Here is a 26,779-nt window from a genome sequence, read left to right as displayed (position 1 = left end):
ACAGCCCGATTAACTGATATGTTCAAGAAAATTTTTGCAAATAATGATGAGAAGGCAGAGATGTCTTTCTTTGATCACCTGGAAGACCTGCGCTGGCATATAGTGCGTTCGATCATTGCGCTGATAGTAGTGAGCATTTTCGGATTTGTGTATACCAAAGAAATACTGGACGATGTGATCTTTGGCCCTACAAACGCTAATTTCCCTTCATATGTAGCCTTATGTAAGTTAAGTCATGCGGTTGGAATGGGCGATAAGCTCTGTATCACTCCGGTACCTATCGTATTCCAAAACCACGTATTGGTCGGACAGGTAATGTTACAGTTCAAACTGGCTTTCATATTTGCCCTGGTAGTAGCCTTCCCGTATATTTTCTGGGAGTTCTGGCGCTTTATTAAACCAGCGTTGAAAGAGCGTGAATTAAGAGGCGCACGTGGAATTATTTTCTGGGTGTCTTTTCAGTTCTTCCTGGGGATTTCCTTCAGCTATTTCCTGATGGCCCCTTTTACGATCAACTTCCTGGCAGGTTATACTGTTACAGATAAGGCGGTTAACCAGTTTTTCATTGACGACTATTTCGGATTGATGTCCCAGATCGTATTGGGTATGGGTGTTTTATTCGAATTGCCGATATTGGTTTTCTTCCTGACAAAGATCGGTTTTATCACGCCATCATTCCTGCGCACTTACCGCAGACACGCTGTGGTGGTGATCCTGGTGCTGGCTGCTGTTATCACGCCGCCGGATGTGATAGATCAGCTGATAGTATTTACACCGTTATATCTTTTATACGAAATAAGTATTTATATTTCAGGTAGAGCGTTGAAAGGAATGGAGAAAGCAGAGAAAGAAGCAGAAGAATGGTCTTGATCTGACGCCGAATAATTAAGCATGACGCGGAATATCCCTTGTAAACTACATAGGGTATTCCGCGTTGGGCTTTCTAACTTTGCTTCACTTTTTAAATTTTTGTTTTATGTCGTCACAACCATTATTTAATCTTACGCTACCAGTAGCCATAGGCTCTGATCATGCGGGATTTGAATATAAAGAAGAGATCATTTCCTACCTGGAAGGAAAGGGTTTAAAAGTAAAAGACGTAGGAGCACACTCAAAAGATTCTGCGGATTACCCGGATTATGCGCATCCTGTTGCTACACTGGTAGAGAGAGAACAGGCTGCTTTTGGTATCCTTGTATGTGGCAGTGGAAATGGCGTAGCCATTACGGCAAACAAGCACCAGGGTATACGCGCCGCTATTTGCTGGGGAGAAGAGTTGTCGCGCCTGGCGCGCTCTCACAATAACGCAAACGTATTGTGTATTCCTGCGCGTTTTGTTGATACCGGCGTAGCAAAACAAATAGTAGACGTGTTCATCGATACGCAATTCGAAGGTGGCCGTCATGAAAACAGGGTCAGAAAAATAGCCTGTTTATAAAATATAACAGCATCATCTTTACACATAAAAACGCCGATTATCGTAATATAGAAAAAGCGATAATCGGCGTTTATTATTTATATGTTATACCGCCTTCTTTTTTTGGTAAATACAATTGCTTTCATTAAATTGTGTTAAGAGTCAGTTAGTTGGATGTTTAGTTCGTATTGCATTTAGCATATTTAATGTGCACGATTAAGTATTTGATATACCCAATTGCGAAACACTTAATAGATCATTTTCTGTAGCTAGAACAAATCAAATACTTAAAGTCGGGTAGTGGAAATCATTAAGCAATAAGAAAACAATTTTTCAGGAACCGTATAAGAGAGAGTCACAGACAATTCCCCAATAAGTAAAACCAAAAATTAAGAGATTATGGAATCACCTTTAATCATTAGGTGGCGGAATCCCGACTTTTCCGGAAAGTCGCAGATAAGCCATGTTCGAACGCGATCACGTATACTGCCAATTTATTGTACTTAACAACACGTGAACAATGTAGCAAAGTGTACTATTAGTTTGAGAAAGCAGCCTTTCAGTATTATTCCCCAAGTATCATTCGAATGTCCATTCTGCGCATTACTGATATAACTGTTTGTACATCTTAATACCCTTACATATGATAATTGACATTTACAATATCAACTGTTTCCCTTAAAGCAGGTTTATCAGCTGAATCAACAATTATTTCAGATGCTTAAACTATCACCATTATGTCATCCACAGAATTTAATACGTTGCTCCTGGGAAATGCCGATTTTCTCAGACCGTATGCAGTTACACTGACAAAAGATTCGGAATCAGCAAAAGACCTTTATCAGGAAACGCTGTTCCGCGCGCTTGCCAATCGTGATAAATACCTGGCAGGCACCAATATCAGGGCATGGCTGTATACTATCATGCGCAATATCTTCATCAACAATTACCGGCGCGGTAACAGACAGTTCCGCCTGCTCGATAATTCTGCCGGAGAATATCTGCTGCATCAGCAACAACCTTGTATCGGTAATTCTGCAGAGACTAATCTGCGCATTAAAGATGTACATATGGCGGTGTATAACCTGCCCATAATATTTAAACAGCCATTCATGCTTTATTTTGAAGGCTATAAGTATTATGAAATTGCAGCGATGCTGAACGAACCCCTGGGAACAGTAAAGAGCCGCATTCATTTTGCCCGTAAGATGTTGAAATCCCGTATTGCAAGATATTGACCCCTTCCGGAAAAAGGGAGAAAGGATATGCTCGCGAAAACCACGCGTAGCGGCAGGTCTGTGTCCTTTCTCCTTTTTCCTTTTCTCCCTTAATGCATTCTTTCGTACTTTTATGCCTTCCCTTTTAAATATTCAAACATCATTTCCCGGATGAAGACCGGGACTTTAATAAATCGAATGAAGGCAAATTATTTAGATGAATTGAACGAGCGGCAACGCCAGGCAGTGGAACATATTAACGGACCGCTGATGATCGTGGCAGGCGCCGGCTCCGGTAAGACCAAAGTGCTGACTACCCGTATCGCACACCTGATGCGTCATGGGGTGGAAGCATTTAATATCCTGTCGCTTACATTTACAAATAAGGCCGCCCGTGAAATGAAGGAACGTGTGGAAAAGATCCTGGGAGGTACAGAAGCCCGCAGCCTGTACATAGGTACGTTCCACTCCGTGTTCGCCCGCCTGCTGAGAGCAGAAGCACACCGCCTCGGTTATCCGAACGACTTCACCATCTACGACTCTGATGATGCCAAAAGCGTGCTTAAAACCATCATTAACGAGCAAAATCTGGATGATAAGCACTATAAGCCCAACCTGGTATATAATCGCATTTCCGCGGCTAAAAACAGCCTGATGGGGCCAGAGGAGTACCAGCATGACTATGCCGTTCAGCAGGAAGATATGCGCGCCAACAGGCCGCTTACCGGTAAGCTGTACGATATGTACGCCAAACGCTGTTTTAAGAACGGCGCTATGGACTTTGACGACCTCCTGTTCAAAATGTACGTATTGCTGAAAAGCTTCCCGGAAGTATTGCACAAATACCAGCATAAGTTCAAATACATCATGATCGATGAGTACCAGGATACCAACCCTGCCCAGTACGAGATCATCAAACTGCTGGGTGCCGCTCACGAAAATATCTGCGTGGTGGGAGACGATGCGCAGAGTATCTATTCCTTCCGTGGTGCTACCATCCAGAACATCCTCCAGTTTGAAAAGGACTATGACGATGCTAAAGTCGTGAAACTGGAACAGAACTATCGTAGTACCAAATCCATCCTCAATGTAGCCAACGAGGTGATCGCAAATAACAAAGGCCAGATCGAAAAGAACCTGTGGACAGATAATGGTGACGGTGAAAAGATCAAACTGGTGCGGACAATGACCGATAACGAGGAAGGTAAGTTTGTGGCAGATACCATCGCAGAGCAAAAGCTCCGCAACCACTACGCAAACAAGGATTTCGCCATCCTGTACCGGACTAACGCCCAGAGCCGTGCCTTTGAGGAAAACCTGCGCCGTAAAGCCATTCCTTACCGCATTTATGGAGGTCTGTCCTTCTATCAGCGTAAAGAGATCAAGGACTTTATCGCCTATCTGCGTATCGTTACGAATCCGCAGGAAGAGGAAAGCCTGAAGCGTATCATTAACTATCCCGTACGCGGTATTGGTAAAACCACTGTTGATAAGGTTTCTGTCCTGGCCAATGATCATAACATCACTTTCTGGAACGTACTGGAAAGAGCACAGGAGTTCGGGTTCAAATCCGGCACACTGGAAGCTATCGAAGGCTTTGTGATCATGGTACGCAGTTTCCAGGCTATGCTGGGCAAACATAATGCTTACGACATTGCTTTACAGGTCGGTAAATCTACCAACATTGTGAAGGAACTGTTCAATGATAAAACAACAGAAGGACTGGCGCGTTACGAAAACATCCAGGAATTGCTGAACTCCATCAAGGAATTTACCGAAACCCCTACGGAAGACGGTGAACTGGTGGAATCAGAAAAATCCCTGGGTACTTACCTGCAGCAGATCACCCTGTTGACGGATGCAGATAAGGGGAATGACGAAGACAGCGACGTAGTGAAGCTGATGACCATCCACGCGGCGAAAGGACTGGAGTTCCCGGTAGTATTCTCCGTGGGATTAGAAGAAAACCTTTTCCCAAGTGGCTTATCCATCAACTCAAGGGAGGAACTGGAAGAAGAACGCCGCCTGTTCTATGTAGTGATCACCCGTGCAAAGTCCCGCCTGTTCCTGACATACGCTAACAGCCGGTATCGCTTCGGACAGCTGGTGAACAACGAATCCAGCCGTTTCCTGGAAGAGATGCCTGAAAAATACATCGACCGCAGTTATGCAGGTGGAGGCAATGTAAACCGCAGCCCTATCAACAGCGGTAACGGTTTATGGGGTAATAGCGGCGGAGGCAATATGTTTGACCGCATGCAGAAGAAGTCGCCGGCGGCTCAACAACAGCCTTCCGGTCCCCGTCCGGCAGCAAGACCTGTCCCGAATGCGGCTCCCAGCAACCATGTACCGTCTCCTAACTTTACCCCGGACGATCCGGCTACTATGGAGGCAGGTATGGAAGTGGAGCATCAGAAATTCGGTTTCGGTACTATCCTGACCATGGAAGGACCAATGAACAACCGTATCGCAACGGTGAACTTCCCTAAGGGAGGGGGCGAGAAGAAGATCATGCTGAACTATGCCCGCCTGATGATCGTTAAAAAATAACCGTACTATAACTGGCTGCAAGAGGAGGGGCATACCCATCTCTTGCAGCTTTTATTTATACAGACATGACCTCCGTCATACTCAAACTGCGTCATTATTGTGCCTATCAGGAGCGCTGCCACAGTGAGGTTAAATACAAATGTATTGAGCTGGGCCTTCGCGGCGATGAGATCGATGCAGCCATAGCAGAGCTGATCTCTGACAATTTCCTGAATGAGGAACGCTTCGCCCGCGCCTTTGCAGGGGGGAAATTCCGCACAAAACAGTGGGGACGTAAGAAGATCCAGCAGGAACTGAAACAGCGTCAGGTCTCAGCTTACTGTATTAAAAAGGGGATGGAGGAGATTGATGATGAGGATTATGACAAAACGTTAACCAATCTGGCGGCCAGAAAATACGCTTCGCTGAAAGGGGAACAATACCTGAAAAGGAAGTATAAAACTATGCAATACCTGTTGCAAAAGGGGTACGAGCCCGAGCTGATCCAGGATATTGTTGAACAAATCGCAAAAGAACCCGGATAGATGCCGGATAATTTTCATAGTTTTTAAACGAAGTCATCGTAATTTGCGAGAAGGAAATTTAATTTAAAAATATGTCAGACCTGAAGGTAACGCTTGTACAAACTAACCTGCACTGGGAAAATATAGAAGAGAATCTTCGCATGTTCGATGAAAAGATCAATTCAATTCAGGAACGGACGGAAGTAGTGATATTACCGGAAATGTTCAGTACAGGCTTCAGTATGGCCCCTGAAAAACTGGCGCAGACTATGGACGGCAGTGCGGTACAGTGGATGAAGAAGAAGGCTGCTGAGAAAAATGTTATCATCACCGGAAGCCTGATCATCGAAGAAGACGGACATTACCTGAACCGACTGCTATGGATGCAGCCTAACGGTGTTTATGGTACCTACGATAAACGTCATCTTTTCGGCTATGCCGGAGAGCATGAGCATTACCAGGCTGGCGATAAACGCCTGATAGCCCAGGTAAAAGGCTGGAAGATCTGCCTGAACGTTTGTTATGACCTGCGTTTCCCGGTATGGTCCAGGAACGCGATATCTCCGGAAACCGGCGCACCTGAATACGATATACTGATCAACGTTGCTAACTGGCCCGAAAGGAGAAGTACGCCCTGGAAAACCCTGATCCATGCACGAGCTATCGAAAATCAGGCTTATGCTATTGGCGTGAACAGGGTAGGCAACGACGGTAACAACATTTATCACAGTGGCGATTCCAGCCTGATAGACCCTCTGGGAGAGATCCTTTACAGGAAATCAAACGACGAGGATATTTTTACTACCACACTAGAACGCTCCCGCCTGGACGAGGTAAGGAAGAACTTTCCTTTCCTGAAGGATGCAGATAAATTCCAGGTATTTTAATGTTGAAGGCCATACACCATATAGCTATCATTTGCGCTGACTATGAGCGAAGTAAGCGTTTTTATACAGAAGTGCTCGGACTAAAGATCATACGTGAAGTTTACAGGCTGGAACGCCGGTCGTATAAGCTGGACCTGGCACTGAACGGTCATTATGTGATAGAGTTGTTTTCCTTTCCCGACCCGCCGCCAAGAGTAAGCGGGCCGGAAGCTGTCGGATTGAGGCACCTGGCCTTTTCAGTGAATAATATTGAACAGGTGGTAGCCCATCTGAAAACCCATAATGTAACTCCCGAGCCTATACGCACAGATCCTTATACCGGCAGACGGTTTACCTTTTTTACCGATCCTGACGGTCTGCCGCTGGAATTATACGAAGTATAACGCAGTTCATGGGATTTGCCGGCTGGTATTGACTATGACTGTTATCATAGATACTAAAAACATTGTCAATGCTTAGGGCGTACATTAACTCACGGATTTTCACAGGAGATTTATGGCTGGACGGCTATGCTGTTATTACAGAAAATGGCCGCATACAACAAGTCGTACCGCAGGCACAGGTGCCGGAAAATGCGGAACTGACCGATCTGAAAGGGGCGATACTCGCACCTGGTTTTATCGATCTGCAGATCTATGGCGGTAACGGTAAACTATTCCCTTTCACACCAGATACGGCTACTTTAAAAGCTACCTACGACTATTGTTGTAGTGGCGGAGCCGGTTTTTTCCTGCCCACCATTCCTACCCACTCCCCGGAAGTAATGCGGAAGTCCATTGAAGCAGTACGCCAATACTGGGCGGAAGGAGGTAAAGGCGTACTGGGCCTTCACCTCGAAGGGCCATTCATGAACCCCGAGAAAAAAGGAGCACATCTTATTCAATACATCAAACAACCCACTGCCGCCGATATTAATGAATTGCTGGCTATCGGAAAAGGCGTTATTAAAATGATGACGCTTGCACCTGAGTGCTGTGATCCGGCGCTGGTAAAGCAATTGCAGGATGCAGGCGTCGTGGTGTCTGCCGGTCATAGCAACGCCGATTATGCTACGGCCTACCAATCATTTGAAGATGGTATTACCACCAGTACGCACTTGTTCAATGCCATGTCTCCACTACAGGGCCGGGCCCCCGGTCTGGTAGGTGCCATCTACGATCATCCGTCTGTGTATGCCAGCATTGTAGCAGATGGTGTACACGTTGACTTTCATTCGGTACGTATCAGTAAGAAGATAATGGGCGAACGCTTGTTCCTGATCACCGATGCCGTAGTGGCCTGTGCTGAAGGAGATTATGTATATGTGGAAGAATCAGACCGTTATGTAAATGCACAAGGTGTGCTGGCAGGCTCCAAACTGACGATGCATAAAGCCCTGAAAAACTGTATCACAAAGGTGGGCATCCTGCCGGAAGAGGCCCTGCGTATGGCTTCTACCTATCCGGCTATCGTAGCTGGCGTGTCTCATGAACTGGGAAAAATAGCACCGGGTTACCTGGATACTATGGTCGTGTTAGATACTGATTGGGACTTGAAACAGTTAATTGGGTTATCTTAGCGGTTTCAACCTGTAATTTTCATGGGCATCACACACTTCTTTAAGAAAGACCAGTACAAGAACTTATTTTTCCTGGTATGGCTTTTACTTGGGCTGTTACAGGCTGGATTTACCGAGTTGATGGATGATGAAGCCTACTACTGGGTATATTCCCGTCACCTCGACTGGGGATATTTTGACCATCCGCCAATGGTGGCGCTGCTCATCAAGATCGGGTATGCGCTGTTCCATAATGAGTTCGGTGTTCGTTTGTGTATGGTGATCCTGAATGTGCTTACACTGATCATCACTGATAAGCTGATACCCAGAAGGGATAACCGCCTGTTCTACCTGCTGCTGTGTGTAATGGCGGCTATGCAATTGGGAGGTATGCTGGCAGTGCCGGACGTACCGCTGGTCTTCTTTGCTGCATTCTACTTCCTGGTATACCGCAATTTCCTGGAACAGCAGAGCTGGAAAAATACCTTGCTGCTGGCTTTAAGCATGGCGCTGATGTTCTATAGTAAATACCACGGTATTCTGCTGGTAGGCTTCACCGTTATTTCTAACCTGAACCTGCTGCGGGTATTTAAATTCTATGTTGCCTGTATCATTACCAGCATATTGTTCCTGCCACATCTATACTGGCAGTATGCACATGATTTCCCATCCCTGCAATATCACCTGGTAGAGAGGAATGCCAGTACATACAATATTAGCTTTACAGTAGAGTATATCCTGGGGCAACTCCTTTTATTTGGTCCGGTGGCCGGATGGCTGATCTTATACTATGGCTTCGTTTGTCCTATTCAGAGTGCTTTTGAAAGGGCTTTGAAATTCTCTCTCATAGGTGTGCTGACATTCTTCCTGATCAGTACTTTCAAAGGCAGGGTAGAGGCCAACTGGACAGTGATGTTGTTTACACCGGCTATGGTATTGGCACATCAGGCGGTACGTCGCAAACGCTCACTAAAATGGTCACTCCGCATACTACCTTACCTGGCAGTATTCACACTGATCCTGGTGGCTATCACACGTGTCTATATGGTGTGGGACTTTATGCCGGGGGTGAAAGTGCGTCCGGAGATCCATCACAATAAGCCCTGGGCAGCAGAAATAAAACGGCAGGCAGCAGGCAGGCCAGTTGTTTTCATCAACAGTTATCAGTGGCCTTCGAAGTATATGTTCTACAGTGGAGAACTGGCATATGTGGTTAACAACCGCTATACGCGCCGGAACCAATACAACTACTGGGATACGGAGAAACAACTATGGGGAAAACCAGTGCTGATCACTTTTACTCCTGATAATACTTTACCATATACAGATAGTTTCAACACTGTTAAAGGACCATGGAATGCTTACGACCAGGACCCTTATTATTCCTATTCGCTGATCACACTTGTGCCGGCAATGAAATATGTGAAGGTGAAACGGGGCGAGCGCATGCCTTTTATTCTGCAGTTAAAGAATGGTTATAATGAACCGGTACCGGTAGATAAGGCGCACGAAGCAGTGATAGGCTACGGATTTGCACAGAAGGAAAAGGTATTGGGCGGCGTGAAATCCGACCTGGTATTAAGCAGGGCGATAGATAGACGTATCATCCGTATGGAGGTGATCGTACCGGACAAACCGGGAACGTATCAATTGAAATTCTGTGTATTTGCAGGCATACTTTTCCCGACGCATAATAGTCAGACAGTGACTGTAGTGGTGGAATAAATAATAAAAAAAGAACCAGGAATTGAACTTATGCGAAGATGATCGCATGCATCCAATTCCTGGTTCTTTTTTTATGTCTTATTGCTGGAAAGCGTTCCAGCCCTGTGCCACCAGTTTGAATTTATTACCGCCTTTGGTCAGTATATGTGCACCTTCACTGATGTCGGCCATATACCCGATCACACTGATCTGCTCAGACAACACGATCTTATCGTAATCTTCCTGCTTCATAGTAAAGAGCAGTTCATAATCTTCTCCGCCGCTAAGGGCTGCCGCTGTGGGATCAAGAGAAAATTTCAGCGCCATCTCTTTTGTTTCATTGGCAATAGGGATCTTCTCCTCATATAACACTACTCCGAGGTTGCTCTGTTTGCAGATGTGCAATATTTCTGAGCTTAATCCATCACTCACATCCATCATTGCTGTAGGCTGGATATCCTGTTCCTGCAGGAATTCAATGATATCGCGACGGGCTTCAGGTTTTAACTGACGGCCTATAATGTAAGTCTGGTTCTCCAGGTCAGGCTGCAGTTGCGGACTTTCCAGGTAGATCTGTTTTTCCCTTTCAAGGAGTGTCAGCCCGAGGTAAGCCGCGCCAAGATCACCGGATACGCAAAGCAGGTCGCCTTTCTGGGCGGTGGAACGCTTTACGAACTTGTCGGGAGCTACTTCACCGATGGCTGTTACACTGATCACAAAACCTTTCTGTGAAGAAGTGGTATCTCCGCCGATGAGATCTACGCCGTATTTCTCGCAGGCAGCATATACACCTTCATAAAACTCATTCAGTGCATCTACAGAAAAACGATTGCTGAACGCAATGCTCATGGTGATCTGAGTAGGGGTCGCGTTCATGGCGTATATGTCAGAGAGGTTCACTACGACAGATTTATACCCCAGGTGTTTGAGCGGAGTATACATCAGGTCAAAGTGTATGCCTTCTATCAGCATATCTGTAGAGATCACTGTCTGACGGCCAAAATGATCAATAACAGCAGCGTCGTCGCCAACACCAAGCACGGTGCTGACTTGCTGGATCTCTATATTTTTGGTAAGCAGTTCTATCAGTCCGAACTCCCCGAGGGAGTTTATCTCTGTTCTTTCGTCACTCATGGTGTATGAAATTAGATCAGTATTTTCCGTTTACAATGTCAATCAGTGGCTCGTGAATGAGACCGTTTGTAGCTATCAGCGTACGTTGGTAAGGAGAGTAGCGGTGACCTTTGAAATCGGTAACCTTTCCACCTGCTTCTTCTACCATGAGGAAGCCTGCGGCAGCATCCCAGGCATTCAGGCTGTGTTCATAATAGCCGTCAAAGCGGCCCGCAGCTACCCAGCAAAGATCGATAGCGGCAGAACCCAGCCTGCGTACAGGTTGTCCCTGTTTTACGAAGTACTCGAATACATCAATTGGACTGTGAGTATATTCTTTCCAGGTATAAGGGAAGCCGGTAACCATACAGGCCTTGTTCATCTCTTCTTTAGCCGAAACGCGGATGGGTTTATCATTGAGCGTAGCTCCCTGGCCCTTTTCAGCAACGAAGAATTCGTTCAGGAAAGGGTTGTATACAGCACCCAGGATCATTTCGCCGTCCTGCTCAATGCCAATAGAAACACAACAGATGGGAATACCATGCGCAAAGTTCACCGTACCGTCAAGGGGATCGATGATCCACTTGGTATTTGAATCGCTGCTGATCTCGCCAGACTCTTCACTGAGTATAAAGTGGTGGGGAAATGTTTCCCTGATCACACTGAATATGGCTGTCTCTGCATTCTTATCAGCCTCCGTTACGAGGTCATTCACTGAACTTTTGCTGGACACCTGAAAAGAGCCGTTAAAGTACTGTTTCAGAACATCTCCACCGGCCTGTGTTGCTTTGAGAAGGGTAGCTTTTAACATGGGGCAAAGGTACGCGGGAATTTTTTTTCTAACCATATCGTTTTTAGTAATATGTTTGTATAAGATTGCCAGCGGTAAGGTACCTGTAATCCAAAATCAAACCGTCGCAATCCGAAATTCGGCGTATTTTTGCAGTTAATAAATGAGAAGGTAAATTAATGGCCATTTTAGGTAATCTTATATCCAGGTCACTGCGCATCAGGAAGAAATTTACATTTAAGTTAGGGACACCTCGCCAATACCAGTTACAGGTATTACACAGACTGCTGGCGAAGGCAAAGGACACGCAATTTGGACAGCATTATAAATTTCAGGAGATCCTGAATAGCCCAAATGTGATGGCCCAGTACCGTGCTGCTGTCCCTGTGCACAACTATAACAAGATGCACGCAGAGTGGTGGCATAAATGTCTGGAAGGTCAGGCAAACGTTAGCTGGCCTGAAAAGATCAAGTACTTCGCGCTTAGCTCCGGTACATCGGAGTCGGCAAGTAAACATATACCTGTTACCAAAGACATGTTGCGGAACGTCAAGAAAGTGGGCGTAAAGCAACTGTATTCCATGGCGAACTTCAATATTCCTCCTAAATCCTTTACCAAAGGGATCCTGATGTTGGGCGGCACAACTGCCCTCTATGAAAAGGGAGATTATTATGAGGGTGACATGAGTGGTATTCAGGCTAAAAACATCCCCCGCTGGTTCAGGCGTTTCTACAAGCCCGGCGGTAATATTTCCAAAAAGCCAAACTGGGAACAACGTATCAAGCTGATCGTCCGTAAGGCTCCCCAGTGGGACGTAGGTACCGTATGTGGTGTGCCTGCCTGGGTACAGATCGTACTGGCGGAGATCATCAAATACCACGGAGTTAAGAACATTCATGAGATCTGGCCGAACCTGGCCGTATATATCCACGGAGGCGTATCTTTCGAACCCTACCGTGACAGCTTCCAGAAATTACTGGGTAAACCGATCAATTTCATCGAAACCTATATGGCTTCCGAAGGTTCTTTCGGCTTCCAGGCAAGACCCGGTGTAAAAGGGATCAAACTGGTGCTGAACACAGGTATCTTCTATGAGTTCATTCCATTCAATGAAGATAACTTCACGGCAGACGGTGAGGTGAAACCTAATCCGAAGGCATATATGATCCATGAAGTGGTAGAAGATGTGGAATATGCAGTAATGCTTTCTACCTGTGCCGGTGCATGGCGGTACCTGATCGGCGACGTAGTGAAGTTCACTTCCGTAAAAGAACATGAGATCACGATCGTTGGCCGTACCAAGCAGTTCCTGAGTTTGTGCGGAGAACACATGAGCATCGACAATATGAATAAGGCGATCGACATGGTGCAGAAGAAGATGGGCATCACCATCAAAGAATTCACCGTAGCCGGTTTCCCTTACGAAAGCCTGTTCGCACACCGTTGGTATATTGGTACTGACGATGTGAATGTAGACAGCAACCGTGTCCGTGAAATCATCGATCAGACATTGAGTGAAGTGAATGATGATTACGCTGTGGAAAGGACTTCTGCGCTGAAAGAACTATTCGTAGAGGTTATGCCGAACGAAGTGTTCATTGACTATATGAGGGCAAAAGGAAAAGAAGGCGCAATGAATAAATTCCCACGTGTATTGAAGGGTGAGAAACTGAAAGACTGGGAACAATTCCTGAGTGTGAAATCTGTCTGAGAAATTTAACGATTCTATAAATAAAAAGAGGGGTAACTTCAGCAATTAGGTTACCCTTTATTTTTACATAAAAGATAGCCGTAGCAGTAACGGTAATGGAATTTTGTAGCGCATGATATCAGCACTGGCACAGGGTATGGCGTTGGGCTTATTTTTATCTATTTCTGTAGGTCCCGTTATCTTCGCCATCATAAAATACAGCATCAACAATGGATTCAAGGCAGGCGTATGCTTTGCTTTAGGAGTATCTTTCAGTGATATATTTTTTGTATTAACAGGTAATCTGGCGACTTCGTTCATTACCGGCCTTGAAGAATATAAAAAATACATAGGTATCATCGGTGGTATTATGCTCATTTGCATGGGTATATACGGACTGTTCTTTAAGAAGGTAATGATCAGTACAGGTGATGAACGGCCGGAAATGTTCCGTACCCACGACTATTTGAAGATCTGGCTGGCCGGCTTCCTGATGAATACGCTGAACCCTGGTGTTATCATCTTCTGGTTAGGTGTTTGTGTATCTTCCAGTTCTACTACAGTGGGTCACCGTATCATGATGTATACTACTGCTTTGATCTGGGTATTATCTACAGATATTTTGAAAGTATTTGTAGCTGATAAGATCAGGCATAAGCTGACCCTGAGTAATGTGGTATGGCTGAATAAGATCGCAGGCGGAAGCCTGATACTGTTTGGTGTGATTCTGTTGTACAAGGTGCTTTTTGATCCGGGAGCCATTACACACTAAGAAGCGAAAGAATATTATAAAAAGAAAAGCCATTCATTGCGAATGGCTTTTTCTTTTTATTGGTGGTGGTAAATTGCTTATTTGATAGTCCAGGTTTCTCTTCCTGCCAGCAGTTTGTCAAGATCGCCAGGACCTTTCTGGGAAAGAGCGCCTTCTACCTGGGCGTTCAACTGATCTTCGTAAGTAGGACGGAAGGCCTGGTAGAACACGCCGAAAGGACGTGGCAGGTGGCCTTCTATACGAGGATCGTCAAACATACGGGTCAGGAGCTGTGCCTTGTAAAAGTCTTTCTCATCATGGATCCAGAGATCGTCAGCACTGTATTCTCCACCCAGTTCCACTACTACAGGTCTTAAACCGTCCAGGCGGATACCTTTATTCTTCTGTGCGCCAAATACCAGTGGCTGGCCTTGTTCTACGAACAGGGTCTCTTCCATTTTGCTGCCTTTCTCGGTAAAGATCTCGAATGCACCATCATTAAAGATGTTACAGTTCTGGTATATTTCCAGGAAGGAAGCGCCTTTATGTGCATGGCTGCGTTTCAGCAGTTCCTGCAGATGTTTTGGATCACGGTCCATACTGCGGGCTATGAAGGTCGCGTCTGCACCTAATGCCAGCGCCAGCGGATTGAAAGGATGGTCAATGCTGCCGAAAGGAGTGGACTTGGTCACTTTGTTCTCTTCTGAAGTAGGAGAGTACTGGCCTTTCGTCAAACCATAGATCTGGTTATTGAACAGCATCACATTGATATCGAAGTTACGGCGCAGCAAGTGGATGGTATGGTTACCACCAATGGAAAGACCGTCACCGTCGCCCGTTACAACCCAAACACTAAGTTCAGGACGTACGGCTTTTAATCCGGAGGCAATAGCGGTAGCACGGCCATGGATGGAGTGCATACCATATGTGTTCATATAGTAAGGAAAACGCGAAGAGCAGCCGATACCGGATACGATTACGATATTTTCCTTTGGAATGCCCAGACCGGGCATGATAGTTTGTACTTGTTTTAAGATCGAATAATCTCCGCAACCCGGACACCAGCGTACTTCCTGGTCTGTTGCAAAATCCTTCGCCGTTAACGCCTGCGGAGCTATAGTAGCTGTTGACATTTGAATATTTTAAAGAAAAAAGTGAAAAACGGTTGGCAAAGTTACGAATTGTTTGTCCTATGCAGTTTACGCAATAAGGAATACTTCAAATTGTTCCCTTTAGCCTGATCCTGATTAAGCCTGTCCTTCCTGCAGCAGGGCCTCCCAATATTCGGCTGCTCTTCTGGTGTGTGGTATCACTATAGTACCGCCAACAATGTTGGCTACGGCAAAGATCTCATACATTTCTTCCGTGGTAATGCCCTGCTCGTGGCATTTTCCCAGGTGATATTTGATACAGTCGTCACAGCGGAGCACCATCGAAGACACCAATCCCAGCATTTCCTTCACTTTGGTACTTAATGCGCCCTCCGCATAAGTGTTGGTATCAAGATTAAATAAACGGTTAATGACTTTATTCTGTTTACCCAGGATTACCTCGTTCATTTTGGCCCGGTAATCATTGAAAGCTTTTATCTCGTCTGCCATTTTATTGTTTGTTTACACACCTTAAAGCTATGAAACGATTCCCAAATATAAATCAATCTACTTGATCAGTAGACTATGCCCCGGAGTAACAAAAGTGTTAAAATGTTTATATGCTGAAAATTAATTAGTTAGATGCTATGGAATAACCATAGGTTATTGCTCATAACAAGAAGTGATAAGAATTGCAAGGTCATTGACCATGCGGTAGCCTGTCCAGGTTGTTGAAATTGGCTACCGGGCTTAATAATAAGATAACATTAAAGCCGTTCCTTTGCGCTTTACCTGTTGATTATGTTTGTGATGCGTTTCCTTTTACTGTTATTTTTAAGTGGGCTGCTATCCGGTAGTCTGTTTGCGCAAAACGACAACCTTCCTAAACTACAGCTGTCCGATCAGGATGAATATGAGCAGATAAGGCCGGACTCCACTTTCCTGGCTTTAAAAGATGCCTACAACCGGGCAATAGAGAAAAAGGACCCCATGGCTGCCGCCACATGCCTGGTGCAGATGGGACAGATCTGCTTTCACCTGGGGCATTTTCCTCAAGCATTGGACTACCTGCTACAGGCCGGCGACATATTCCGTAAAGAAGGAGATCATCAGCAGCTGGCCAGTAACCTGAACGATATCGGGATGTTGTACTATTATAACAAACAGCCGGAGCTATCCCGCCGGCAATATGAAGAAGCGCTCGCTATTTATCACCAGCTGAACAATAATGCCGGAGTTGCAGTAACCTACGGTAAGATCGGCCACCTGTATGAAAAACAACAACATTACGATAGTGCTTTCCTATACCAGCGCCGTGCACTGAACGCTTATCTCCTCGTGGACGATAAAAAGGGCATGTCCAAGATCTATGAGAATATCGGCAGTATTTATGAAGACCTTGCCAGATACGACTCAGCCTCCTACTATTTTAGCAGAGCACTGGACCTTAACATGCAGGGAGGAGAGAAAATCGCACGTATTGAGATCCTCAACAACCTGGGCGATGTACTGAGAAAGACAGGTCATTATACAGAAGCGCTATTCCAGACCCGTAACGCTTTACTACTCGCACTTGACCTCCATGAACAACGGCAACTGAGTGGTGCATACCGGGACCTGGCCAAAGCACATCATCTTGCCGGCGCTAATGACAGCGCATTCTATTACCTGGAACTAAGCCGTCAATACCTGCTGAGAACATATTCTGACGAGAACAGCAAACAGGTGGCTTTATTACAGACCGTTTACGACATTGAAAAGAAAAACAACGAAATAGACCGGTTACAGAACGTTCGTAAGACTACCCGCATCATTACTGCTGCAATCATTGTCGTGATCCTGCTTTTAGTTGCAATGGGCATTCTGATCATCAGCCGCCAGCGCCTCAAGTTGCGTAATGAGCAGATCCTCCGGATGCAGCACCGTCAGATCTTCGAAACAGAAAAGGAACTGATGGAGGCCGCTTTGCAAAACAAGCAACTACAGGAGGGAAAGTTAAAAGAAGAATTGGAGGTCCGTTCCCGCGAGCTCACCACACATACATTACATATTATTCAGAAGAACCAGTTGCTGGAGGAGTTAAGAGCAAGGCTCGATGAAATGGTAAAGGACGACAAGCGTGATCAGAAGAAGCAGCTGAAGCAACTCCTCTCACAGATCAACCATAGTTTTAATCACGACCAGTATTGGGTCGACTTTCGCAACATTTTTGAACAGGTGCATCAGGCTTTCTTCGATAACCTCAAGAAGTATTGTGACACACTCACATCTAATGACCTCCGTTTAGTAGCACTCCTGAAAATGAACATGGAGTCTAATGATATAGCTACCCTGCTAGGCATTTCCCAGGATAGTTTGCGCGTGGTGAGGTACAGACTACGCAAGAAACTCAATCTTCAACAAGGCGAGAGCCTGACAGCTTTCATTCAGAGTTTGTGAGTTCATGTCGGGTAGCATTTATACGGCTCTCTGTTACCAGAAGTACTTAACTAATTGACACATTATTAGATATGTGATAAAAATGACTATGTCAACTAAGAGCTTGACTAAGTCAGTAAATAAATATTGCGTTACAAATCGCAAACAGGGACAAGAAATGCAGCCGTCATGCAATAATTGGGAGAGCCGAACAGGCACCCTTTCAGGAGCACAAAAATGGGCCTTAGCTGTTCGACATACGCTTGATAACGCAAAATAGAAATCCAACCGAACAGGTACAGCCCATTTTGTGCTACCTGAAACGTGCAGCAGGATCGGACTGGGAGACAGGTAAAGTGGTTGCCATGAATTGAGGGCGCAAGGGCTTAACATTCCCTTAATGTTACGGTAATATTTTCTTAACCGGCGTTTTGTTACGCTAATAGATATTGATAATCAAATGATTAACTGCATTTTGTTTCGTCTGTTGCCTTGTTGTATACGCCCGCTGTAACGGTGTATCCTTTTTGTATACCCCACTAATTTGACTTCCGCAACTGTCAAATGCACCTTTGCTGAAGTAACGGATTAACTCTCTACCAATATGCAGAAACTTCTATTCACCTTTTTCTTTTCCTTCCTGAGCATCATATGCTTCGGGCAGACAACCGGACTGGTGACCGGTAACATCATCGACAAAAATCAGCAACTGTCCCTGCCTGGTGCAACACTTAAATTAAAACCGGGCAATCATTACACTGTCTCCAATCAACAGGGTAAATTCGAATTCCTTAGTGTACCTGCCGGTACCTACACCCTGGAAGTAACTTACATCGGTTACCAGACCTTTAGCCAGGAAGTGATCGTTGCCGTAGGTAAAGCAACTGACCTGAAACTGAAAATGGAAGCCGGTGGTATTGCCGGTAAGGAAGTACTGGTTGTGGGAGACCGCATCCGCGGACAAGCCAAAGCGCTGAACCAGCAGCGGAATAATCCTAATATTACCAATATCGTATCCGCTGACCAGATCGGCCGTTTCCCTGATGCGAACGTCGGTGACGCGATCAAACGTATTCCAGGTATCACCATGCAGAATGACCAGGGGGAGGCCCGTAACATTATTATCCGCGGTCTGGCGCCTGAACTGAACTCAGTGTCGCTGAACGGTGACCGTATCCCTTCTGCAGAAGGTGATAACCGTCGCGTACAAATGGACCTTATCCCTTCCGATATGGTGCAGACCATCGAGGTTAACAAAACCCTGACGCCGGATATGGATGCCGACGCTATAGGTGGCTCAGTAAATCTGGTAACGCGTGCGGCGCCTAATGGTCCCCGCGTGTCCGCTATGCTGTCCGGAGGTGTGAACCCTATCCGTAATAAAGCATTATATACCGGTAGCCTGGTACTCGCCAACCGCTTCTTCGACAGTAAACTGGGTGCTGTATTGAGCGCTTCTTATAATAATAATGATTACGGTTCTGATGATATGGAGGCTACCTGGGCGAAAGACGATTTCGGAAATATCTATACAGCAGAATCAGAGGTGCGTAAATATAATGTTCAGCGTATCCGCAGAAGTGCATCTGCTGCATTGGACTATAAGATCAATGCAAAGAATACCATTTATGCAAATGCCATGTACAACTGGCGCGACGACAGGGAAAACCGTTATCGCCTGCGCCTGACGGATATTGAACCTGAATATGACGACAATGATGCTATTACAGGTTATGTTGGTTCCGTACGTCGCGAAACGAAAGGAGGCATTGACAATAGCCGTAACAAGAACCGCAGACTGGAAGATCAGCGTGTACAGAACTACTCCCTGCGTGGTGAGCACCTGTTAGGTAGTAAAGTAGACCTGGACTGGGGTGCAAGTTTTTCCACTGCCAGCGAAAACAGACCACATGAGCGTTATATAGAATTCAGGGCTGACGATGGACCGGTGAACCTGGAACTGTCAGATCCACGTTTCCCGCTGGTGACTGCCAATACATTGACCGACCAGGATTTTAGTTTTAAATCACTGACTGAGAATAATGATCATACCCGCGAGAATGAATTAGGTTTCAAACTGAACCTGCGTTTCCCTTTCAGCGTGGTACCTAACCAGAAAGGCCGTCTGCGCGTAGGTGGCAGACTGCGTCTGAAAGATAAAGAGCGGTTGAACAACTTCTTCGAATACGAACCAACAACAGAATTCGGTAACCTGGCAGAGGTCTCCAATATCAAGATCAATGGCAAAGGTTATCAGCCTGGCGAAAAATATAATCCGGGTACTTTCGTGATCAATACTTTCCTGGGTGCTCAGCAACTGGATGATGCAAGCAAATTTGAAAAGAGTGATAACCCGGCAGAGTACCTCGCCGTTAACTTCAATGCAAAGGAAAGGATCACAGCAGGCTACATCCGTTGGGACCAGGACCTGACCAAGAAATTGTCAGTGATAGCAGGTGTGCGCATTGAGAATACACACATTAATTACGAAGGCAACATTGTTGCTGAAGAAGAAGAACTGGAAGGAATGCGTAAGGTGGAGAACAGCTATACTAACGTATTACCGGGTATCACATTTAAGTACAATGTGAATAGTGACCTGGTACTGCGTGCTGCAGCTACAACCTCTATTGCTCGTCCTAATTACTATGATATCGCTCCGTATGTAAGCAGCATAGCTGACGATGCTGAACTGAGTGCTGGTAACCCTGACCTGAAGGCAGCACGTGCGCTGAACTTCGACCTGATGGCAGAGCAGTATTTTAAATCTGTAGGTATCCTGTCTGGCGGTGTTTTCTATAAAAGCATCAGCGACTTTATCTATACTTATAGAGACAATGCTTATACTACTGAGAAATTTGCAGCAGATTATAAAGACGTATCTACTAATCCTATCCCTGCAGGTGAAGAGTGGACTTACAAACAGGCACGTAATGGCGACAATGTGAAGGTATATGGATTTGAAGTAGCCTTACAACGTCAGCTGGATTTTCTGCCAGGTTTCCTGAAAGGTTTTGGCGTGTATGTAAACTATACTTACACCAAGTCTAAAGCGGATGGTATTTACAATGCTGACGGCGATAAACGTACTGACGTAACTTTGCCGGGAACAGCACCGCATATGTTCAACGCGTCTCTTTCTTATGAAAGCAAACGTTTCACTGCAAGATTATCCGGTAACTATACTGCATCTTACCTGGATGAACTGGGTGGTGATGATTTCGATGATCGCTTTTATGATAAACAATTCTTCCTTGACCTGAATGCTTCGTTTAAGCTGACAAAAAGCTTAAGGGTATTCGGTGAAGCAAATAATCTGACTAACCAGCCGCTGCGTTATTATCAGGGTATTTCTTCCAGAACTATGCAGGCAGAATACTATCGTCCGAGGTATAACTTTGGTCTGAAGTTCGACCTGTAATCGGATAGCCGGTATTGTAATATGTTGTTTATAAAAAAGGATAAGTACATGTTTAAAAATATATTAGCGCCTTTAAGTGGTCTTGTGTTGCTTGCTGCCTGTCAGGCAAATTCAGCGAAGACCGTTGTAAGGCAGGATGGACTGAAACCTGTTATCGTTACACAGGAAACAGGACACGATACAGACGATCCTGCCATCTGGATCAATAAAGCAGACACACTGAAAAGTCTTGTTATAGGTACGGACAAAAACAGTGATGGTGGATTGTATGCCTTTGATCTCGAAGGAAAGATCGTGAATAAGGTATTGGGATTAAAACGCCCGAACAATGTTGATATCGCTTATGGATTTAAATTGAATGGTCAGCCTGTAGATATTGCGGTACTGACAGAGCGTGAAACAAATTCAATTCGTGTGTTTCGCCTTCCTGACCTTACGCCGCTTGACAACGGAGGTATTCCAGTGTTTGAAAGTGAAAAAGAAAGAGCACCTATGGGAGTTGCTTTGTATACACGTCCTGCAGATGCAGCCATCTTTGCTGTTGTAGGACGTAAAAGCGGGCCTGCAGAGGGTTACCTTTGGCAATACCGCCTGGTTGATGAAGGTGGTATTGTGAAAGGCCGTCTTGTTCGTAAGTTCGGTGCATATAGCGCGAAGAAAGAAATAGAAGCTATTGCGGTGGATAATCAACTGGGATATATCTACTATTCCGATGAAACAGTTGGCGTACGTAAGTACCTCGCCGATCCTTCAAAGTGGGATAACAGAGAGCTGACGTTGTTTGCAAAGGAAGGATTTGTTTCAGATCATGAAGGTATTTCTATCTATCCCACTACAGATTCCACAGGTTATTTACTGGTATCCAATCAACAGAATAATTCTTTTATGGTGTATAGAAGGGAAGGCGATAATGGACATGCAAATGAACATACGCTTATTGCTGAAGTGCCTGTATCTACGCTTGAAAGCGATGGTTCGGATGTGACAGCTGTACCGCTGGGAAACAAGTTCTCAAAAGGATTATTTGTAGCAATGAGTAATGGCAAAGTATTCCATTATTACTCATGGGAAGAAATAGCCGGGAAGATAGAGAAGAGATAACAGACAAGGGGAATAAACAGAAAACGCCGTCTCAATACAGAGACGGCGTTTCTATTTTTGCATGGATTTTATTTCCCTGCATCCTGGAGGAAATCTTTAAGTCCCTGAACGATCTTATCTGCCAGTAACAGCCGGAAATTTTCGTCCAGTATCTTTATTTCATCTTCCGGATAACTGAGGAAGAGCGTCTCAATAAGAGCTGTCGGCATTTCTGTCGGCATATTGAGGATGAAGTTGAAGTTGGCGTTGTTCTTAAAATCGGCCAGTCCCGTTTCCAGTAGCCGGTTATGAAGATACCGGTTCAAAGGTTCGCAGAAAGGGTATTTATAATAATTGGCGGTACCTTTCACATCTACCGGGTTCACAGATGAGTTCATGTGAATGCTCAGTAAGAGGTCCGGGTCCAGCTGACGATAATTATAGAGGCGGGCCTGGTTATCGACAAACACATCGCTGACACGTGTGGTAATGACGTGGGCGCCCTCTTCCTCCAGGGCTACTTTCACCAACATCGCCAGGTTCAGGGTCAGTTGTTTTTCAGCTACACCCATAGCGCCTGCCGCACCGACATTACCTCCTCCATGTCCTGCATCTACTGCGATAGTCAGGTCTTTCAGCTGCAAGCTGGCCGGCTGGTGTTTGATGCGGATGGTCAGCCTGTTACTGTCGGCATAGAAGACTTTATATCCCCACGGCTGCTTATGTGCAAGGGAGATAGCTATCCTGAATACGTCGGGAGCTGTTTGCTGCCAGTCTATCCGGCTGATCTCTCCTGTGCTTTGCGTTGCCGGCAGAAAACCTGGTTCTGAAATAGCACCGTGGATGTCTACGATGATCTTGCCGGGATTGACCTCCTGTGTAGAGAGATAGGGCAGTTTGTCGGCCAGTCCGACAGAGATGTAGTCGAATTGTTTATCACTCCAGACCCTGGCTTCATTTACGATGCTTTGAGGGGCCGGTTCTGCAACTGTCGTCGTATCTACAAGGCTTTCCGGAATATAGGCCGATTGGCTGTTGCTGAGTTTTACCCTGTAGTGACTGCCTTCCCTGCCGGTAATATGCAGTAGCACGTCCCTGTCAAGGTATCCCATTTTCTCAGGTCCTAATCTGTCCCCGTCAGGAGAGATGGTCAGGTAGGTCTGGTCGTCAATGGTGCGGGCTGTCAGTTGTGTATTGCGTTGAAAGGTATAACGGAAGGTGCCGGGTAGTACCGCTGTCTGTCCTTTATACTTCAGGGATACATTGATCTTGCCGTCCAGTAAAGAATCTGCTTCTGTCAGTACATAATAACCCTGGTAGAAACCGGCGATCCCGCTCGTTTGTGCGGCCGGCAGTTCCGGTATGGGCGTACCGTTAAACCAGCTGGCATTTCCGCCGGGATAGCCTTTCATACGTACACGTAAGGTATCTCCTGCAGACAGCGTGGTGTTTGTTTTAGGCGATATCGTTACATAGTCTATACGGAACGATGGCGTTACCCGTAAAGGCGGCGGAGGATTATAATAGCAATGGTAAGTGCGTGATACGAATTTTCCGGTGCTATCTATAGAAGAAAGTACCAATGTTGTTTTCCCTGGTTTGAGATCGCGCTTTAAAGCGAACACACCGTTTGGATATACGTAAATGCTGTCATTGTTCAATAGTACCTTACAGCCTACACACGTGCGGCCGGATATATATTGCCTTGCGCTGCTGGTATTGATCTCTGTCCTGAGTGGTTGTACCATTTTCAGGAATGTCTGTGCATGCAGTTGTAGACCTGTATATGCTGTTTGTATCAGTAGTAGTAATGCGAATCTCCTCATAGTCCCACGACAAAGTAATCAAAAAAAATGCCACCCGCTCTTACGGATGGCACTCGAAAATATTGAAAAATTGCGATGGTAAGTTCTACCAGGCGTATTTATTTTCTGCGATCAGTTTATCGGCTATACGTCTGCGTGCATCTCTGGTGTTAAAAGGAACTGTTTTTGTAAAGCGTTTAATACCAAGTAACATCATACGTTGTTCATCGCCGCTGGCGAATGAATTGATCGCGTCTTTTGCATACTTGTTGATACGGTCGGCAGTATCGTTGATATAAGTACGGACAATATCAGCCTGGATAGCATTGGCACTTTCTCCCTCCAGTTCTGTTCTTTTCAGAAGACGCAACAATGCACTTTCAGCAGTGAATGTCTCGATGGCCATGTCAGCAATGTTCATCAGTATTTCCTGTTCATTCTGCAGTTCCTGCATCAGTTTCTGCACTGCACCACCTGCTACCAGGAGGATCGCTTTTTTGAAGTTGGCGATCGCTTTTTTCTCTGCGCTGAATGGTGTTTCATCCTCGCTGCCGAAATCAGGAATGCTCATGAGCTCTTTCATGACGTTCATGGCAGGGTTCATGAGGTCCAGCCGGCCTTTCAATGCACGTTTCAGTGTCATGTCCAGGGCCAGGAGGCGGTTGATCTCGTTAGTACCTTCGAAGATGCGATTGATGCGGCTGTCGCGGTATGCTTTGGAGATCACATATTCATCACTGAAGCCATTACCGCCATGGATCTGTACACCCTCATCCACGGCGAAATCGAGTGCCTCAGAGCCATTCACTTTCAGGATGGCGCATTCTACAGCATATTCTTCTGCAGCGCCCAGCAGGGCTTCAGCAAATGGTTTACCTGCTGCGATCAGTTCTTTCTCTTTCTCGTCAATGAGCTGAGCGGTGCGGTACAGGGCTGATTCACATACCCAGTTCCGGATCACCATTTCACCCAGTTTATGTTTGATAGCGCCGAAGTTAGCGATAGGTTGTTTGAATTGTTCACGGGTATTGGCATACTGTACGGTGATGGTAGCCACGTTCTTGGCAGCGCCAATAGCGGCAGCGCACAGTTTCAGCCTGCCGATATTCAGGATATTGAAGGCAATGAGGTGACCTTTGCCGATCTCTCCCAGCACATTTTCCACGGGTACTTTCGCATCCTGGAAATAGATCTGCCGGGTGGAAGATCCTTTGATCCCCATTTTATGTTCTTCAATGCCCAGCGTGAAACCGGGAGTATCTTTATCTACGATGAATGCAGTGAATTGTTCGCCGTCAATTTTGGCGAATACAGTGAATACATCAGCAAAACCAGAGTTTGTGATCCAGCATTTCTGTCCGTTCAGCAGGTAATGTTTACCGTCGGCAGACAGCTTTGCGGTGGTTTTGGCGCTCAGTGCGTCTGAACCTGAGTTGGGTTCTGTCAGGGCATAGGCGCCCTTCATTTGTCCGCTGGCCAGGGATGGGATGTATTTCTGTTTCTGGGCTTCTGTACCGAAGTACAGGATAGGTAAGGAACCGATACCGGTGTGGGCGGCCATGGCAACAGAGAAGGAATGGCCTGCGCCGAGCGCTTCGTTGATCAGGGTTGCGGTAACGAAATCTTTTCCCAGTCCGCCGTATTCTTCCGGAAAGGCAGCGCCGAGCAGCCCCAGTTCGCCCGCTTTGTCCAGCAGCGAGGGCATCAGGCCTTCTTCCAGTTTGTCAATGCGGTCTAGTACCGGAGAAACTTCTTTGGTTACAAACTGCTCCGCCATTTCTCTGATCATACGTTGCTCTTCATTGAAATCTTCGGGTGTAAAGACTTCGTTGGCAGGGGTTTCTTTAACGAGGAATTCGACGCCCTTTAAGGCGTGCTTATTATCAACTGTAGCGTCCATCCTGAATTTTTTTTGGTCTTATTGTAATTTACTTAGTTTAGGCCAAACGGCAAAAGTTGATACATTTGTGTCATGTCTTCCTTCTTTTTCCCATATCGGAAAAGCCGTTTCCATGCCGTCAGCAGTGGAACAGGAGAGGAACTGCTTATCTGTTTGCACGGTTTTGGAGAGAATGCCGGAAGTTTCGACAGACTGCAATACACACTGGGAAAGCATTTTACGATTGTGGCGTTGGATATGCCCCTGCATGGACTTACAGAATGGCATGAAGAGCGGCCGTTTGAAATGGAAGATCTGAAAGCAGTAGTATTACTCATTCTGCAGCATTACGGGTTCTCTACCTTTTCCCTGATGGGCTATAGTATGGGGGGAAGGGTATCTTTGTGTGTCGTGCAGTTGCTGGCTGAAAAGATCGATCGTTTATTCCTGCTGGCGCCCGACGGACTCAAAGACAATTCCTGGCATATGTTCGCCACACAGACGCGCACGGGCAATAAGTTGTTCAAATACTGCACCTACCATCCGGAATTGTTCTTCGGACTACTGCATACATGGAAAGGACTGCGTTTTATCAGTAAAGGGCTGCACAAGTTTACTTTCAACAGTATGAATACACTCGAAAAACGAGAAAGAGTATATTTCGTATGGACCTGTATGGGTAAAATGATGCCCGACAGGAAACGTTGCAAACAGCTGCTGAAACAATATCAGGTCCAGACATTGATGTTGTTCGGAAAATATGACCGCGTAATACCTCCTGTGCTGGGTATGCGTTTTATGGACGGTACATTTCCCTGCGATATGCTGGTAATGGAAAAGGGACATCACCTGATCGGAGATGAAGCGGCGGAAGCGATCAGGGACCATAGTTTTTAACTAATTAACAACAACATACAATTATCTG

General features: G+C 45.8%; 21 protein-coding genes. 15 read left to right on the top strand and 6 right to left on the bottom strand.

Translation table 11 applies throughout. From position 1 onward, the window contains the following. Positions 1–18: 18 nt before the first annotated feature. From tatC to C7475_RS09780, 9 genes are all read left to right on the top strand, one after another. Positions 19–870 carry a twin-arginine translocase subunit TatC gene (gene tatC / locus C7475_RS09820; RefSeq protein WP_110053186.1) on the top strand — a complete coding sequence of 284 codons (852 nt, stop codon included), beginning with the start codon at positions 19–21 and terminating at the stop codon, positions 868–870. A 106-nt stretch (positions 871–976) separates the two neighbouring features. Continuing rightward, positions 977–1,438 (top strand): ribose 5-phosphate isomerase B, encoded by a 462-nt coding sequence (gene rpiB / locus C7475_RS09815; RefSeq protein ID WP_110053185.1) that lies wholly within the window; start codon positions 977–979, stop codon positions 1,436–1,438. 716 nt (positions 1,439–2,154) lie between these two features. Continuing rightward, a complete protein-coding gene (locus C7475_RS09810) occupies positions 2,155–2,655 on the top strand; it encodes an RNA polymerase sigma factor (protein ID WP_106600349.1) in 501 nt (166 codons plus the stop codon). 177 nt (positions 2,656–2,832) lie between these two features. Beyond that, positions 2,833–5,184 carry an ATP-dependent helicase gene (locus C7475_RS09805; protein ID WP_110053184.1) on the top strand — a complete coding sequence of 784 codons (2,352 nt, stop codon included), beginning with the start codon at positions 2,833–2,835 and terminating at the stop codon, positions 5,182–5,184. 65 nt (positions 5,185–5,249) lie between these two features. Continuing rightward, positions 5,250–5,708: a regulatory protein RecX gene (locus tag C7475_RS09800; RefSeq protein WP_110053183.1), complete on the top strand. Its 459-nt coding sequence runs from the start codon at positions 5,250–5,252 to the stop codon at positions 5,706–5,708. 71 nt (positions 5,709–5,779) lie between these two features. Beyond that, positions 5,780–6,574: an amidohydrolase gene (locus C7475_RS09795; RefSeq protein ID WP_110053182.1), complete on the top strand. Its 795-nt coding sequence runs from the start codon at positions 5,780–5,782 to the stop codon at positions 6,572–6,574. Continuing rightward, the gene (locus tag C7475_RS09790) at positions 6,574–6,957 is read left to right on the top strand and encodes a VOC family protein (protein ID WP_110053181.1); all 384 of its coding nucleotides are present in this window, start codon (positions 6,574–6,576) and stop codon (positions 6,955–6,957) included. The genes C7475_RS09795 and C7475_RS09790 overlap by 1 nt, the downstream gene beginning before the upstream one ends. Before the next feature lie 68 nt (positions 6,958–7,025). Then, the gene (gene nagA / locus C7475_RS09785) at positions 7,026–8,132 is read left to right on the top strand and encodes an N-acetylglucosamine-6-phosphate deacetylase (RefSeq protein WP_110053180.1); all 1,107 of its coding nucleotides are present in this window, start codon (positions 7,026–7,028) and stop codon (positions 8,130–8,132) included. 21 nt (positions 8,133–8,153) lie between these two features. After that, a complete protein-coding gene (locus C7475_RS09780; protein WP_110053179.1) occupies positions 8,154–9,836 on the top strand; it encodes a glycosyltransferase family 39 protein in 1,683 nt (560 codons plus the stop codon). Between the two features lie 78 nt (positions 9,837–9,914). Here the strand turns inward: C7475_RS09780 and thiL are convergent, their stop codons facing one another. Further along, the gene (thiL, locus tag C7475_RS09775; RefSeq protein ID WP_110053178.1) at positions 9,915–10,949 is read right to left on the bottom strand and encodes a thiamine-phosphate kinase; all 1,035 of its coding nucleotides are present in this window, start codon (positions 10,947–10,949) and stop codon (positions 9,915–9,917) included. A gap of 16 nt (positions 10,950–10,965) precedes the next feature. Next, on the bottom strand, positions 10,966–11,739 hold the full coding sequence (locus C7475_RS09770) for an inositol monophosphatase family protein (RefSeq protein ID WP_199236201.1): 774 nt from the start codon (positions 11,737–11,739) through the stop codon (positions 10,966–10,968). A gap of 158 nt (positions 11,740–11,897) precedes the next feature. Between C7475_RS09770 and C7475_RS09765 the strand changes: the two genes are divergently transcribed. Together C7475_RS09765 and C7475_RS09760 are read left to right on the top strand one after the other, a co-directional pair. Beyond that, positions 11,898–13,430, top strand: coding sequence for a GH3 auxin-responsive promoter family protein (locus C7475_RS09765; protein ID WP_110053176.1), 1,533 nt, complete (start codon positions 11,898–11,900; stop codon positions 13,428–13,430). Between the two features lie 112 nt (positions 13,431–13,542). Continuing rightward, on the top strand, positions 13,543–14,181 hold the full coding sequence (locus tag C7475_RS09760; RefSeq protein WP_110053175.1) for a LysE family translocator: 639 nt from the start codon (positions 13,543–13,545) through the stop codon (positions 14,179–14,181). A 77-nt stretch (positions 14,182–14,258) separates the two neighbouring features. Here C7475_RS09760 and C7475_RS09755 read toward each other — a convergent pair whose 3' ends face one another. Further along, on the bottom strand, positions 14,259–15,293 hold the full coding sequence (locus tag C7475_RS09755; RefSeq protein WP_110053174.1) for a 2-oxoacid:ferredoxin oxidoreductase subunit beta: 1,035 nt from the start codon (positions 15,291–15,293) through the stop codon (positions 14,259–14,261). Between the two features lie 114 nt (positions 15,294–15,407). Next, complete coding sequence (locus C7475_RS09750) at positions 15,408–15,761, bottom strand: carboxymuconolactone decarboxylase family protein (protein WP_110053173.1); 354 nt, start codon at positions 15,759–15,761, stop codon at positions 15,408–15,410. Positions 15,762–16,052: 291 nt separating this feature from the next. On the opposite strand from C7475_RS09750, the gene C7475_RS09745 reads away from it, so the two are divergent. From C7475_RS09745 to C7475_RS09735, 3 genes are all read left to right on the top strand, one after another. Further along, complete coding sequence (locus C7475_RS09745) at positions 16,053–17,690, top strand: tetratricopeptide repeat protein (protein ID WP_110053172.1); 1,638 nt, start codon at positions 16,053–16,055, stop codon at positions 17,688–17,690. Between the two features lie 583 nt (positions 17,691–18,273). After that, positions 18,274–21,090 (top strand): TonB-dependent receptor, encoded by a 2,817-nt coding sequence (locus C7475_RS09740; protein ID WP_110053171.1) that lies wholly within the window; start codon positions 18,274–18,276, stop codon positions 21,088–21,090. 48 nt (positions 21,091–21,138) lie between these two features. Then, positions 21,139–22,191, top strand: coding sequence for a phytase (locus tag C7475_RS09735; protein WP_110054025.1), 1,053 nt, complete (start codon positions 21,139–21,141; stop codon positions 22,189–22,191). Positions 22,192–22,259: 68 nt separating this feature from the next. Here the strand turns inward: C7475_RS09735 and C7475_RS09730 are convergent, their stop codons facing one another. Together C7475_RS09730 and C7475_RS09725 are read right to left on the bottom strand one after the other, a co-directional pair. Further along, positions 22,260–23,996 (bottom strand): N-acetylmuramoyl-L-alanine amidase, encoded by a 1,737-nt coding sequence (locus C7475_RS09730; protein ID WP_110053170.1) that lies wholly within the window; start codon positions 23,994–23,996, stop codon positions 22,260–22,262. A gap of 85 nt (positions 23,997–24,081) precedes the next feature. After that, on the bottom strand, positions 24,082–25,875 hold the full coding sequence (locus C7475_RS09725) for an acyl-CoA dehydrogenase family protein (RefSeq protein ID WP_110053169.1): 1,794 nt from the start codon (positions 25,873–25,875) through the stop codon (positions 24,082–24,084). 72 nt (positions 25,876–25,947) lie between these two features. Here C7475_RS09725 and C7475_RS09720 point away from each other — a divergent pair, with 72 nt between their 5' ends. After that, on the top strand, positions 25,948–26,751 hold the full coding sequence (locus C7475_RS09720) for an alpha/beta fold hydrolase (RefSeq protein ID WP_110053168.1): 804 nt from the start codon (positions 25,948–25,950) through the stop codon (positions 26,749–26,751). Positions 26,752–26,779: the final 28 nt, after the last annotated feature.

This window comes from Chitinophaga sp. S165 (assembly GCF_003182155.1).
Lineage (GTDB): Bacteria > Bacteroidota > Bacteroidia > Chitinophagales > Chitinophagaceae > Chitinophaga.
Note: the sequence above shows the minus strand (reverse complement) of the source record. Positions and strands in the feature narration are given on the sequence as shown.